Origin of the sequence: Mesorhizobium sp. M0276 (assembly GCF_040321755.1) — a bacterium.
In the GTDB taxonomy this organism is placed as follows: domain Bacteria; phylum Pseudomonadota; class Alphaproteobacteria; order Rhizobiales; family Rhizobiaceae; genus Mesorhizobium.
In genome coordinates, this window is record NZ_JAMYSC010000006.1 from 122,878 (window position 1) to 135,685 (window position 12,808).

Annotated in this window: 9 protein-coding genes and 1 pseudogene; 3 read left to right on the forward strand and 7 right to left on the reverse strand. The window is 63.2% G+C overall.

Annotation, left to right across the window (positions count from 1 at the left end):
- Positions 1–108 precede the first annotated feature (108 nt).
- Genes NKJ01_RS07180 through NKJ01_RS07190 form a run of 3 tightly spaced genes read left to right on the forward strand, consistent with a single transcriptional unit; the run spans position 109 to position 5,416 of the window.
- Positions 109–1,251, forward strand: coding sequence for an efflux RND transporter periplasmic adaptor subunit (locus NKJ01_RS07180; RefSeq protein ID WP_352727070.1), 1,143 nt, complete (start codon positions 109–111; stop codon positions 1,249–1,251).
- A complete protein-coding gene (locus NKJ01_RS07185; protein WP_352727072.1) occupies positions 1,248–2,321 on the forward strand; it encodes an efflux RND transporter periplasmic adaptor subunit in 1,074 nt (357 codons plus the stop codon). Before NKJ01_RS07180 ends, NKJ01_RS07185 begins: the two co-directional genes overlap by 4 nt.
- On the forward strand, positions 2,318–5,416 hold the full coding sequence (locus NKJ01_RS07190) for an efflux RND transporter permease subunit (RefSeq protein WP_352727074.1): 3,099 nt from the start codon (positions 2,318–2,320) through the stop codon (positions 5,414–5,416). The genes NKJ01_RS07185 and NKJ01_RS07190 overlap by 4 nt, the downstream gene beginning before the upstream one ends.
- A 12-nt stretch (positions 5,417–5,428) precedes the next feature.
- Here the strand turns inward: NKJ01_RS07190 and NKJ01_RS07195 are convergent, their stop codons facing one another.
- From NKJ01_RS07195 to NKJ01_RS07225, 7 genes and pseudogenes are all read right to left on the reverse strand, one after another.
- On the reverse strand, positions 5,429–5,767 hold the full coding sequence (locus NKJ01_RS07195) for a hypothetical protein (protein ID WP_352727076.1): 339 nt from the start codon (positions 5,765–5,767) through the stop codon (positions 5,429–5,431).
- A 44-nt stretch (positions 5,768–5,811) separates the two neighbouring features.
- Complete coding sequence (locus tag NKJ01_RS07200; RefSeq protein WP_352727078.1) at positions 5,812–6,561, reverse strand: ABC transporter ATP-binding protein; 750 nt, start codon at positions 6,559–6,561, stop codon at positions 5,812–5,814.
- Positions 6,558–7,421: an ABC transporter ATP-binding protein gene (locus NKJ01_RS07205; protein ID WP_352727080.1), complete on the reverse strand. Its 864-nt coding sequence runs from the start codon at positions 7,419–7,421 to the stop codon at positions 6,558–6,560. The genes NKJ01_RS07200 and NKJ01_RS07205 overlap by 4 nt, the downstream gene beginning before the upstream one ends.
- Positions 7,418–8,344 carry a nickel transporter permease gene (gene nikC, locus NKJ01_RS07210; protein ID WP_352601493.1) on the reverse strand — a complete coding sequence of 309 codons (927 nt, stop codon included), beginning with the start codon at positions 8,342–8,344 and terminating at the stop codon, positions 7,418–7,420. Before nikC ends, NKJ01_RS07205 begins: the two co-directional genes overlap by 4 nt.
- Before the next feature lie 196 nt (positions 8,345–8,540).
- Positions 8,541–9,602 (reverse strand): ABC transporter permease, encoded by a 1,062-nt coding sequence (locus NKJ01_RS07215; RefSeq protein ID WP_352601495.1) that lies wholly within the window; start codon positions 9,600–9,602, stop codon positions 8,541–8,543.
- 15 nt (positions 9,603–9,617) lie between these two features.
- Positions 9,618–11,258: an ABC transporter substrate-binding protein gene (locus NKJ01_RS07220; RefSeq protein WP_023758149.1), complete on the reverse strand. Its 1,641-nt coding sequence runs from the start codon at positions 11,256–11,258 to the stop codon at positions 9,618–9,620.
- Positions 11,259–11,518: 260 nt separating this feature from the next.
- A pseudogene (locus NKJ01_RS07225) lies at positions 11,519–12,785 on the reverse strand (lytic murein transglycosylase).
- Positions 12,786–12,808 lie beyond the last annotated feature (23 nt).

A 12,808-nucleotide genomic window follows, 5' to 3' on the forward strand; every position in this document is an offset into this window, starting at 1 on the left:
CAGTCGACCGGTAAGCGTGCGAAGGAGGTTCCCTTTTCCAAGGGATCGACTATCTTCTGACGCCGCGAGGCTCCGTGGCGAGAGCGTCCCACACAGGCGAGGGAAGCCATGAGCCGGAACGTGACATCTCCCGCCTTGCCACTGTCGCCATCCAGCCCTTTGCCGTTTCGAAACGCCCCGATCCTTATCGCCTGCACGATGGCCAGCCTGCTGCTGGCGGGTTGCCAGAAGCAGGAGGCGGCCGAACACAAGCTGCCGACCATGGTGCGCACCGCCGAAGTCGAAATCTCCTTCTATGCCCCGACGACGTCGCTGACCGGGGTCATCGCCGCGCGTACGCTGAACAACCTGGCCTTCCGGGTCGGCGGCCGCATCGCCGAGCGGCTGGTGGAAATCGGCCAGCATGTCGACAAGGGCACGTTGCTGGCCCGCATCGATCCACAGGAGCAGGAATCGGACCTGCGCTCGGCGCAGGCCGATCTCGACGCGGCACAGGCGCAATTGACGCAGGCATCCGCCGCCTTCGAGCGCCAAAAGACGCTGCTTGCTCAGGGTTTCACCACGCGCCGGGACTATGACCAGGCAGCACAGGTGCAGAGTGTTGCACAAGGCAGCGTCCAGCAGGCGCAGAGCGCGTTGGATAATGCCCGGGAGAGCTTCACCTTCACCGAGTTGCGGGCCGGCGCGCCGGGTGTCGTCACGGCACGCTCGGTCGAGGCCGGCCAGGTGGTGCAAGGGGCACAAACAGTCTTCACCATCGCCGAGGACGGCGACCGCGACGCCGTCTTCAACGTTCATGAAACGCTGGTTGCCGGCAGCCCGATGGCACCACCACCGGTGTCGATCACGCTTGTGTCGGATCCGTCGGTGAAGGCGACAGGCAAGGTGCGCGAGATTTCTCCGGTGGTCGATGCCGCCTCGGCCTCGGTTCGGGTCAAGGTCGCCATTCCCAAGACCCCTGCCGCCATGCCGCTCGGCGCCGCCGTCACCGGCACGGTCAGCGCCCAGCCGGTGAAAGCCGTGATCCTGCCCTGGCAGGCGCTGACCTCCAGCAACGGTCAACCTGCGGTCTGGCTCGTCGACCCTGCTTCCAAGAAGGTCACCGTCGCGCCGGTCGATATTCTCGCTTATGGTTCCGGCGTCATCGTCGTCGACAAGGGGCTGGAGCCCGGCCAGGACGTCATCACCGCCGGTGGCCAATTGCTCAGCCCGGGCCAAACGGTCGAGATCGCCGGAGCGGCAACGCAATGAGCCGGCCTACGCGCGTGATCGTCCTGTCGGCGCTGGTTGTTGTCGGCGCCTGTTCGGCCGAGCCGGAAAAGGCGCCCGAGATCATCCGGCCGGTGCTTTCGGTGGTGGTCGAGCCGCGCACCAGCCAGACGCTTGGCTTCGCCGGCGTCGTCCAGCCGGAATTCAGTGCCAACCTGGCCTTTCGCCTGCTTGGCCGAGTCGTCACGCGCGACGTCGATATCGGGGATCTCGTCACCAAAGGTACGACGATCGCCACGCTCGATCCGACGGCGCTGGAATTGGCCGTTCAGGCGGCCAAGGCTGGCCTTTCGAACGCACAGGCGGAATTCACCAACGCTTACGCCAGCGAGGAGCGCCAGCGCGCATTGCTGGCTGACAAGAACACCTCGCAGGCCACCTATGAGGCAGCCCGGCAGGCGCGGCAAGCCGCGCAGGCCAATGTCGAGCGCGCCAGGGCTGCGCTGGCTAAATCTCAGGAACAGCTTGGCTATGCCCGCCTGTTTTCGGATTTCGATGGCGTCGTCACCGCCACCGGCGCCGAGGTCGGGCAGACTGTGTCGGCCGGCCAGACGGTGGTGACGGTGGCGCGCTCGGACATGCGCGAAGCCGTCGTCGATATTCCCGACCAACTGACCAGCGATCTCGCTGTCGGAACCGGCTTCGACGTGATCCTGCAGTCTCTGCCCTCGATCCGCACGGAAGCCAAGCTGCGCGAGATCGCGCCGCAGGCCGATAGTTCGACCCGCACACGCCGCGTGCGCCTGTCGCTGCTCAATGCGCCGACCGCGTTCCGGCTGGGCTCGACGGTCACGGCGACACGGGTGATGCCGATCGAGCCGACGATCGAGCTGCCGCTGTCGGCACTGCTCGAAAAGGACGGCAAGCAGCAAGTGTGGATCGTCGATGCGCAATCGAAGGTCGCCTTGCACGATATCCAGATCGGCGCCAAACGCGGCGGCAGCTTTGTCGTCGCCGGCGGACTAGACGCGGGCGCACGCGTCGTCACCGCAGGCGTGCACAGCCTGATCCCGGGCGAGACGGTCAAGATCCCCGAAGGAGCCGCCAAGTGAAGGGCTTCAACCTCTCCGACTGGGCGCTGAGCCATCGTTCGCTGGTTTGGTATTTCATGCTGGTGTTCGTCGTTGCCGGCGTCTCGGCCTATCTCAATCTCGGTCGCGAGGAGGACCCGGCCTTCACCATCAAGACCATGCTGATCCAGGCCAACTGGCCGGGCGCCTCGGTCAACGAGACAGTCCGCCAAGTGACGGACCGCATCGAGAAGAAACTGGAGGAACTCGACAGCCTCGACTACAGCAAATCCGTCACCACGGCCGGCAAGACCGTCATCTTCGTCAATCTCAAGCCGTCGACCAAGGCACGCGACGTGGCCCCGACCTGGGTGCGCATCCGCAACATGATCAACGACATCGGCGCCCAGTTTCCGCAGGGCGTGCAAGGTCCGTTCTTCAACGACAGTTTTGGCGACGTCTACGGCAATATCTACGCCTTCACGGCGGACGGGCTGACATCGCGCCAGCTGCGCGACTATGTCGAGCAGGCGCGCACCCAGATCCTGGCCGTGCCCAACGCCGGCAAGGTCGACCTGATCGGCGCGCAGGACGAGGCGATCTATCTCGAGTTCTCGACCCGCCAGATCGCAGCCCTTGGCCTGAACCAGCAGGCGATCGTCGCAAGCCTGCAGGCGCAGAACGCGATCGCACCATCGGGCGTCATCGAGACCGGCCCCGAACGCGTCAGCGTGCGCGTCTCGGGCCAGTTCACTTCGGAGGAAAGCCTGCGCGCCATCAATTTGCGCGTCAACGACCGTTTCTTTCGGCTGAGCGATGTCGCCACCATCACCCGCGGCTACGCCGATCCGCCGACGACATTGTTCCGTTTCAACGGCGAGGATGCGATCGGGCTCGCCATCGGCATGAAGCCCAACGCCAATTTGCTCGACTTCGGCAAGGCGCTGAAGGTCGAGATGGACAAGATCGTCGCCGACCTGCCGGTTGGTGTCGGCGTACATCTGGTCGCAGACCAGCCTGTCATTGTCGAGGAAGCGGTCTCGGGCTTCACCCGCGCGCTGTTCGAGGCTGTCGCCATCGTGCTTGCCGTCTCGTTCATCAGCCTCGGCATGCGCGCCGGCTTCGTCGTGGCGCTGTCGATCCCGCTGGTGCTCGCCATCACCTTCCTGTTCATGGACTATCTCGGCATCTCGCTACAGCGCATTTCGCTGGGCGCACTGATCATCGCGCTCGGCCTGCTGGTCGACGACGCGATGATCGCCGTCGAGATGATGGTGGCGAGGCTGGAAGCAGGCGACAATCTGCGCAAGGCGGCGACCTATGTCTACACCTCGACCGCGTTCCCGATGCTGACCGGAACGCTGGTGACGGTCACCGGCTTCATTCCGATCGGCCTCAACAACAGCGCGGCTGGCGAATACACCTACACGCTGTTCGTCGTCATTGCGGTCTCGCTTCTGGTGTCCTGGATCGTCGCGGTGCTGTTTGCGCCGCTGCTCGGCATCACCATCCTGCCTGCGGTGATGAAGCAGAAGCACCATGACAAGCCCGGCCGTTTCACCTCGCTGTTCCGCAGAGTGCTGGTCGGGTCGGTGCGCCGCCACTGGCTGACGATCATCGCGACGGTGCTGTTGTTCGCCGCCTCGGTCGTCGGCATGGGTTTTGTCCAGCAGCAGTTCTTCCCGTCCTCCGACCGGCCGGAACTTATCGTCGATTGGAACCTGCCGCAGAATTCATCGATCGCCGAGACGCGGGACCAGATGGAGCGCTTCGAGGAGGCAGCCCTTGCCGGCAATCCCGACATCGATCACTGGAGCTCCTATATCGGCCAGGGCGCGGTACGCTTCGTGCTTGCCTATGACGTGCAGCCGGCCAATCCCTATTTCGGCCAGACCGTCATCGTCACCAAGAACGTCGAGGCGCGTGACAGGGTAAAGGCGGCAATAGAAAAAATGCTGCGCGACGACTTCGTCGGCACTGATGCCTTCGTCAAGACGCTCGAACTCGGTCCGCCCGTCGGCCGGCCGGTGCAATACCGCGTCAGCGGTCCCGACATCCAGACGGTGAGGACGCTGTCCCAGCAACTGGCAGGCGTCATCTCGGCCAATCCCAAGCTTGGCGCACCGATCTTCGACTGGAATGAACCGTCGCGGGTGCTGAAAGTGGATGTGTTGCAGGACAAGGCGCGCCAGCTTGGCGTCACCTCGTCGGACATCTCCAATACGCTGAACAGCATCGTCGGCGGCGTCACCATCACCCAGGTGCGCGACGCCACCTACCTGATCAACGTCGTGGTCCGTTCGCGCGATGCCGAACGCGGCTCGATCGAGACGCTGCGCAACATGCAATTGCCGACCGGTGCCGGCGAATCCATCCCGCTGGCCGCCGTCGCCAACTTCCACTACGAGTTGGAGCAGCCGACAGTCTGGCGGCGCAGCCGCGTGCCGACGATCACCGTGGGCGCCGGACTCGTGGGCGATGCGCTGCCGGCGACCGTGGTCGACGAGCTGAAACCCTCGGTCGATGCCTTCATCGCCAAGCTGCCGGTCGGCTATGCCATCGCCACGGCCGGCTCGGTCGAGGAAAGCGCCAACAGCCAGGGGCCGATCGCGGCGGTCGTGCCTCTGATGCTGTTCATCATGGCGACGATCCTGATGATCCAGTTGCAAAGCTTCCAGCGCCTGTTCCTGGTCGTTGCCGTCGCACCGCTTGGGTTGATCGGCGTGGTTGCTGCACTGTTGCCAAGCGGCGCCCCGCTCGGCTTCGTCGCCATCCTCGGCGTGCTGGCGTTGATCGGCATCCTGATCCGCAACTCGGTCATCCTGATCGTGCAGATCGAGGATCTGGTCGCCGAAGGCAAGGACCGCTGGGCGGCGGTGATCGAAGCCACCGAACATCGCATGCGACCGATCGCGCTGACGGCCGCCGCTGCCAGCCTGGCGCTGATCCCGATCGCACGGGAGGTGTTCTGGGCACCGATGGCGTTCGCCATGATGGGCGGCATCATCGCCGGCACGGCGATCACGCTGCTGTTCCTGCCGGCGCTCTATGTGGCCTGGTTCAGGATCAAGGAGCCGAAAGGCCGGGAAGAGCCACCCGTTCTGGATGGGGCCGATCTGGCGCAAAGGTCGACTTAAGATCGTGCTGGATCACTCGTTATCGTTGGAGGGTACAGGGAGTGATTTGGCGCGCTGCCACCGCGACGATTTGGAACTTCGCCAAGCATACCAACCTTTTGGCAAATCGGCCAATGTCAGGATGCTTTCATCCAGTTGAACCACCTCTTGCAGGCCGACGAGCATTATATCGCCGTCATCCACAGGTCCGGGTTCGCTGTTGTGGAATTGCCAACTGCCACCGTCATCGTTGTAGCTGTCGTCGTCGTCATCTTCATGCACAACGTATGCGATCCAGTCGCCACGTTTAAATATGCTCTTGTCCGACAACACCGCGACATTGGGTGGGTCAGCAAACTTCCATTCCTCCATGGTAGTCCCCCAAGACGGTTGTTCTGTACACAGGAAGAACGAATTCAGGCGGTTCTCACAAACCCGTCGCTCGCTCTCAGCAGGTTGCGCGTATAATCCTTGGTCACGCGGCGCTCGACGAGGTCTGCCGCCGCCAGATTCTCCACCGCCTCGCCGCTTTGCATCACCATCAGCCGCTCGCACATATGGGTGATGATGGCGAGGTCGTGACTGACCATTAGGAAGGTCAGCTTGCGCCGCCGGCGGACATCTTCCAGAAGGTTGAGCACTTCCGCCTGGACCGAGGCGTCGAGCGCCGAGGTCGGTTCGTCGAGCAGCAGGATCGATGGTTCGAGAATGAGCGCTCGGGCAATCGCCACGCGCTGGCGCTGGCCGCCCGACAATTGATGGGAGTAGCGGAAGCGAAAGCCGTTGCCGAGACCGACCTCGTCGAGCGCCCGCTGGATGCGCTTTTCGCCGTCGGCAAACCGGTGGATGGCAAGCGGCTCCTGCAGCAGGCGGTCGACGGTCTGGCGCGGATGCAGAGAGCCGTAGGGGTCCTGGAAGACCATCTGGACTTCGCGATAAAAGGCTTTGTCGCGGCGCGCGCCGAGCGTCTTGCCGTTGACGGCGATGCTGCCCGAAGCGACCGGCGCAAGGCCGGCGATGGCTCGCAGCAGCGTCGACTTGCCGGAACCGGATTCGCCGACCAGGCCAAAGGACTCGCCCGGCTGCACATCAAGCCTGATGCCCTTCAGCGCGCGAAAACGGTCGAAGATCACTTCCAGCCCGTCGACGGCAATCGCAGAAGTCATGCCGCCCACTCCGGCTTGCGGTCGAGCACCGGCAACGGATGACGGTCGGCGCCGATCTTGGGCATGCAATTGAGCAGGCCGCGCGTATAGGGATGCTGGGCGCGGCCGAGCTCGGATGCCTTGAGCTGCTCGACCACCTTGCCTGCATACATGACGATGACGCGGTCGCAGAAGGACGAGACCAGGCGCAAATCGTGCGAGATGAAGATCAGCCCCATGCCGCGCTCACTGACCAGCCGATCAAGGATGCCGAGTACGTCGAGCTGCACGGTGACGTCGAGCGCCGAGGTCGGCTCGTCGGCAATCATCATTTCCGGCCCGGCGATCAGCATCATGGCGATCATGGCGCGCTGGCCCATGCCGCCGGACACTTCATGCGGATGCAGGTCGAACACGCGGGCCGGATCGCGGATCTGCACCGCCTCCAGCATTGCCAGTGCGCGATCGCGCGCCTCGGCTTTGCCGACCTTTTCATGGGTGCGCAGCGTCTCGACGATCTGGCGGCCGATGCTCATCACCGGATCGAGCGAATATTTCGGATCCTGCAGGATCATGGCGATGCGCTTTCCCCGCAGTGACCGGCGTTCGCGTGGCGAGACGCTGAGCAGGTCGATGCCGTCGAAGGAAAGCTTGTTGGCCGATATCCGCGCCTGCGGCGACGTCAGGCCCATGATGGCGCGGCCGGTCTGCGATTTGCCCGAGCCGGACTCGCCGACGATGCCGAGCCGCTCGCGGCCGAGCGAAAAGGAGACGCCGCGAACCGCTTCGATCAGCCCGGTGCGGGTCGGGAAGGTGACGCGGAGATCCTCGACATCGAGCAGCGCGCTCGTTGATCGCTGCTGGTTGGGATCGTGGCTCATTGGTCGCCGCTCCGCGGATCGAGCGCGTCGCGCAGGCCATCGCCGAGCAGGTTGAAGCCGAGGCTGACGATGAGGATGGCGAAGCCTGGCGCGCCGGCCACCCACCACTGATCAAGCACGAAACGGCGGCCCGAAGCGATCATCGTGCCCCATTCCGGCAGCGGTGGCTGCGCGCCAAGGCCGAGGAAACCGAGGCCGGCGGCGGTCAGGATGATGCCGGCCATGTCGAGCGTCACCCGGATGATCAGCGAGGAGATGCAGAGCGGCATGATGTGGCGCAGCACGATACGGAAAGGCGAAGCACCCATCAGTTGCACCGCCTTGATGTAATCGGAATTGCGCACCGTCAGCGTCTCGGCGCGCGCGATGCGTGCGTAAGGCGGCCAGGAGGTGATGGCGATGGCAAGCACAGCGTTCTCGATGCCTGGCCCAAGGGCTGCGACAAAGGCCAGCGCCAGGATCAGCTTGGGGAAGGCGAGGAAAATATCGGTGATGCGCATCAGGATGGCATCGGTCCAGCCGCCGGCATAGCCGGCGACAGTGCCGACCAGCAGGCCGATCGGTGCGGCGATAATCGCAACCAGGATGACCACATAAAGCGTCCAGCGCGAGCCGTAGAGGATGCGCGAAAGGATGTCGCGGCCGAGGTCGTCGGTGCCGAACCAGTGCTCGGCGCTCGGAGCCAGCAGACGCGCGTTTTTCAGGTCGCCAAATGTCGGCGAATACGGCGCCAGCACGCCGGCAAAGGCGGCAACGACCAGCAAGGCGATGATGATGAGCAGGCCGAGAAACGCCAGCCGGTTGGCGGAAAAGCGCCGCCACGCCACGTAGGCGCGGCCGAGTCTTGCCTGCATGCGCGAGGCCGGCCGCTCGCTGAGCAGCCAGTCACGACGAGAGAGAGGGCGGGCGTCGGAGGCGGTCATGACGATGCCTCTTGGAGCTGTCGACCCCCACTCCGGTCTGCTTCGCAGACCACCTCTCCCCCGCTCGACGGGGGAGAGGAAAGGCGCCAGGCGTGCGCCCGGCTTTTCCTCTCCCCCGGGCAGGGGGAGAGGTGGCCCGAAGGGCCGGAGTGGGGGTGATTGGGCGCAACTGAGCCCGAAAGTGGGATGCCTCTGCTCATCTTACCTTCGTCCTCGGATCGAGCACGCGGTAGAGCAGGTCGGAGAGCAGATTGATGGCGATGAACACCGAGCCGATCACAATGGTGCCGCCGAGCACGGCATTCATGTCGGCGTTCTGTAGCGAATTGGTGATGTAGAGACCGATGCCTGGCCACGAAAAGACAGTCTCGGTCAGCACCGAACCTTCAAGCAGGCCGGCATAGGACAGTGCGATCACCGTGACCATCGGCACGGCGGCGTTGCGTAATGCGTGGCCCCAAATGATGCGGGTCTCCGACAGGCCCTTGGCGCGCGCCGCGACGATGTATTCCTGCGACAGCTCGTTGAGCATGAACGAGCGCGTCATGCGGCTGATATAGGCGAGCGAGAAATAGCCGAGCAGCGAAGCCGGCAGGATGATGTGGCGGAAGGCATCGTGGAAGACATCCCACTGCCGCTGCCACAGGGAATCCAGCAGGTAGAAACCGGTGATCGGCGTGAAGGTGTACTCGTAGACGACGTCGAGCCTCGCCGGGAAGGCCACCCATTGCAGCTTGGCGTAGAACAAAACCAGCGCCAGCAGTCCGAGCCAGAAAATCGGCACGGAATAGCCGATCAGGCCGATGATGCGCACGATCTGGTCGATGAGACTGCCGCGCCTGACCGCGGCCAGCACACCAAGCGGCACGCCGAACAGCGCACCGATCAACGTTCCCAGCGTCGCCAGCTCCGTGGTCGCCGGAAGCGCTCGGCGAATGTCGGTCATGACGGGGTTCGTGGTCAGCACGGAGACGCCGAAATTGCCGTTCAGGGCATTTTTCACATAGATATAGAACTGCTCGATCAACGGCAGGTCGAGGCCCATCTCGCGGCGCGTGCGCTCGACGACATTGGCCGGCGCCCGGTCGCCGAGCACCGCCAGCACCGGGTCGATCGGGATGACACGACCGATGAAGAAGGTCACCGCGAGCAGACCAAGATAGGTCGTGATCGCGATGACCAGGAAGCGGCCGAGCGATGATGCAATGGCGACGGCGCGGGCGCTGCCGCGCCCGCTCCCATTTTCAACCGCGCTCATGCGGCGCCCGCGGCGTTATTTCGAGACCGGCCCGACGAAGTTGCTGTCGAAGCTCGGGCCGAGTGCGAAGCCCTTGAGGTTCTTGCGCAGGCCGGCCACTTCCAGCTGCTGGTGGATGACGACGAAAGGACTGGTGTCGAGGATCTTCTTCTGGAGATCCTTGTACATGTCGGCGCGTTTGCCGGCGTCCTTCTCGAGCAAAGCCGCTTCCGTTTCCTTGGTCAGGTCCGGAATGTCCCAGGAGTTCCGCCAGGCAAGCGTGTGGGACTTGCCGGCATCCGAATTGTCCGGGTTCGAGGCAAAGGTCTGGGCATTGGAGTTCGGATCGAAATAGTCCTGACCCCACTGGCCGATATAGATGTCGTGATTGCGGGCGCGATATTTGGTCAGCGTCTGCTTGCCGTCGCCGGGAATGATCTCCAGCTTGATACCGGCCTGGCCAAGCGTCTGCTGGATCGATTCCGCCATGCCCGTCGTCGGCTGGCCGGTGCGAACGTCCATGGTTACGCTGAAACCGTCGGCCAGACCTGCCTTGGCGAGCAATTCCTTGGCCTTGGCGACGTCGAGCTTGAACGGATTCTCGTCGAGCTCGCCGAGCACGCCCTTGGGCAGGAAGGTCTGGTGGATCTCACCGATGCCCTTGAGAATGGTCGAGCTCAAGGCATCATAGTCGACCAGATATTTGAATGCTTGGCGAACCTCGGGCTTGGCGAGTTTCGCGTTCTTCTGGTTGAGGCTGATATAGAAGACCGTGCCCTTCGGCGCGCTGGTGGTGGTGAGGTCGGCGTTCTTGGCGATTGCGTCGAGGTCGTTCGGCTCGAGATTACGGGCGACGTCGATGTCGCCGGCTTCGAGCGCCAGGCGCTGGGCCGAGCTTTCCTTCATGTTGCGATAAATGACGCGGGCTAGTTTGGCCTTTTCGCCGTAGTAATTGTCGTTGCGCTCGAGAACGACAGCCTCGTTGGCGCGCCATTCGCGCAGCTTGAAGACGCCGGAGCCGGCATAGCCGGTCTTCAGCCAGGCATTGCCGAAATCATTGTCCCATTTGTAGTCGGCGGTGGGTGCCGCGGTGACGACATGTTCCTTGACCAGCTTGGCATCGACAACCGAGGCGACCGTTGCCGACAGGCAGTTCAGCACGAAGCTCGGCGCATAGGCCTTGTCGACGGTGAACTGGAAAGTGCTGTCGTCGACCGCTTTGGCTTTTTCGGTGACGTTGTCGCCGCTGATGCCAAACTGTCCGATGATGAAGGCCGGGCTCTTGTCGAGCTTGATGGCACGCTCGAATGAATAGGCAACGTCTGCCGCCGTTATCGGATTGCCGGAAGCGAATTTGAGACCGGGCTTGAGTTTGAACGTGTAGGTCAGGCCATCGTCGGAGACGGTCCAGCTTTCGGCGAGGTCGCCCTTGACCTTGGAGGTGTCGTTGAGGTCGAGACGGACCAGCAGATCATAGGTGTTGCCGGTGACCTCGGCAGTAGATAGCTCGAATGCCTCGTTCGGATCCATGGTGATGATGTCGTCGATCGCGAAACCTTCGACCAGCGTGTCGGCGGGCGTGACCGCACCGGCAGGCGCGCCGGCCAGAAGCAGCGCGGACATGGCCGCACCCGCAAGCAAGATGCGGGAGCGGAGAGCAAACTTTTCCATCATCATCGTGATTGTTCCCTGTTTTGTTGTTTGGCGACCTGAGTTCCCGGCTCAGGAATGCAGAAAATTTTTTAGGGGCCGGAAGACGGCCTCTGACCCGCTACCGTCGTGTTTTTTGTCCAGTTGGTCAACACCCTAATCCGGCACCCCCCAACTCGGCAACGGGGTTTTGTAGGACGACGCATTGGACCAGAAGGAGCTGTTGGAAGTCGATGCATTTGGCGGCTAATCGAGGCTGCCAAATGAGAAAAATCTGCTATTCCGGGCTACTTCAGCGCTGTCACCAACTCCGCATCGGGGAAGCAGGTTGCGGCGCGACCGTTCTTGGCCTGCCACCTGCCGATCGAACGGCGGGTCTTGAAGCCGGGCAGTCCGTCGACGCTGCCGACATCATAGCCCTTGGCTTGCAGCGTGCGCTGCAGGGCGGCGATGTCGGAACGGTGGAGCCCGCCAACCGCGCCCCAGTTCCCTGAAAAATTCGAGTCGCCATGGGCTATGCGATCGGCGCCGTGGCCGATGAACAGCGCGTAGAGGTCGCTGGTGTTGTATTCCTTCAGCACGTAGAAATTGGGCGTGGCGATAAAGGCCGGGCCGCTGCGCCCGGCCGGCATCAGCAGGAAACCCTCGGCCTTGAGCTCGCTCGTCGGAAACGGTTTGCCGCCGACGCGCTTAATGCCCATTGCCGCCCACTCCGAAATCTTCTTGCCCTGGTCCGGGCCCTCCAGCGCGCAGGAAACCTGATCCGGCACAGTCACCTCGAAGCCCCAGCCGCGGCCCTTCACCCAACCATAATGGACGAGATAATTGGCGATCGAAGCCAGTACATCCGGCGTCGAGTTCCAGATGTCGACGCGGCCGTCGCCATCGAAATCGACGGCATGCTTCAGGAAAGAGGTCGGCATGAATTGCGGCTGGCCGAGCGCCCCGGCCCATGACGATTTCATCGCGCCGACCGGGGCCAGCCCGCGCTCGACGATTTCGAGTGCCGCCAGGAGTTCGGTGCGGAAAAAATCCTTCTTGGTCGACATGAATGCCTTGGTGCCAAGCACCTCGAAGGCGTCATAAGGCATTTTCGCCGCGCCGAAGCCGGTCTCGCGACCCCAGATCGCCAAAAGCACTTCTCCCGGCACGCCGTAGCGCTTCTCGATGGCTGCAAGTGTCCTGGCATTGGTGGCTTCACGCGCACGTCCGCCTGCCGTCACCGCAAGAACCGTCTTCTCGGCAAAATAGGCGCCGGGCGAGCCGAATTCGGCCTGGTGTTGTTTCTGCGGCGTGGTCGCCTTCTCGCCCGGTTTGACCAAATCGGGCAGCTTCAGACTGGGATTGATGCCGTCGAAGGCGGCATCGAAGGTGTGTCTGGAAATGCCTTTCGCCTTGGCCTGCGGCCACAGGTCGTCCTGCAGCCAGGCGCGAAACTGGTCGTTGATCGTTGCAGCGGAGGCGGGAGCGGAAAGGAGGAGACTGGTTAGCGGCCAGAAGAAATGCAGAGACTACATTGCGAAGGTTGCGTTCTGCGCCAAGGAATGCAGTCATCTCAACAAACATCCCCGCCAACT

Coding starts and splice junctions, on each gene's coding strand:
- nikC (WP_352601493.1), bottom strand. CDS start 8,344: ATGACCGCCTCCGACGCCCGCCCTCTCTCTCGTCGTGACTGGCTGCTC.
- NKJ01_RS07205 (WP_352727080.1), bottom strand. CDS start 7,421: ATGAGCCACGATCCCAACCAGCAGCGATCAACGAGCGCGCTGCTCGAT.
- NKJ01_RS07200 (WP_352727078.1), bottom strand. CDS start 6,561: ATGACTTCTGCGATTGCCGTCGACGGGCTGGAAGTGATCTTCGACCGT.
- NKJ01_RS07220 (WP_023758149.1), bottom strand. CDS start 11,258: ATGATGATGGAAAAGTTTGCTCTCCGCTCCCGCATCTTGCTTGCGGGT.
- NKJ01_RS07215 (WP_352601495.1), bottom strand. CDS start 9,602: ATGAGCGCGGTTGAAAATGGGAGCGGGCGCGGCAGCGCCCGCGCCGTC.
- NKJ01_RS07180 (WP_352727070.1), top strand. CDS start 109: ATGAGCCGGAACGTGACATCTCCCGCCTTGCCACTGTCGCCATCCAGC.
- NKJ01_RS07185 (WP_352727072.1), top strand. CDS start 1,248: ATGAGCCGGCCTACGCGCGTGATCGTCCTGTCGGCGCTGGTTGTTGTC.
- NKJ01_RS07195 (WP_352727076.1), bottom strand. CDS start 5,767: ATGGAGGAATGGAAGTTTGCTGACCCACCCAATGTCGCGGTGTTGTCG.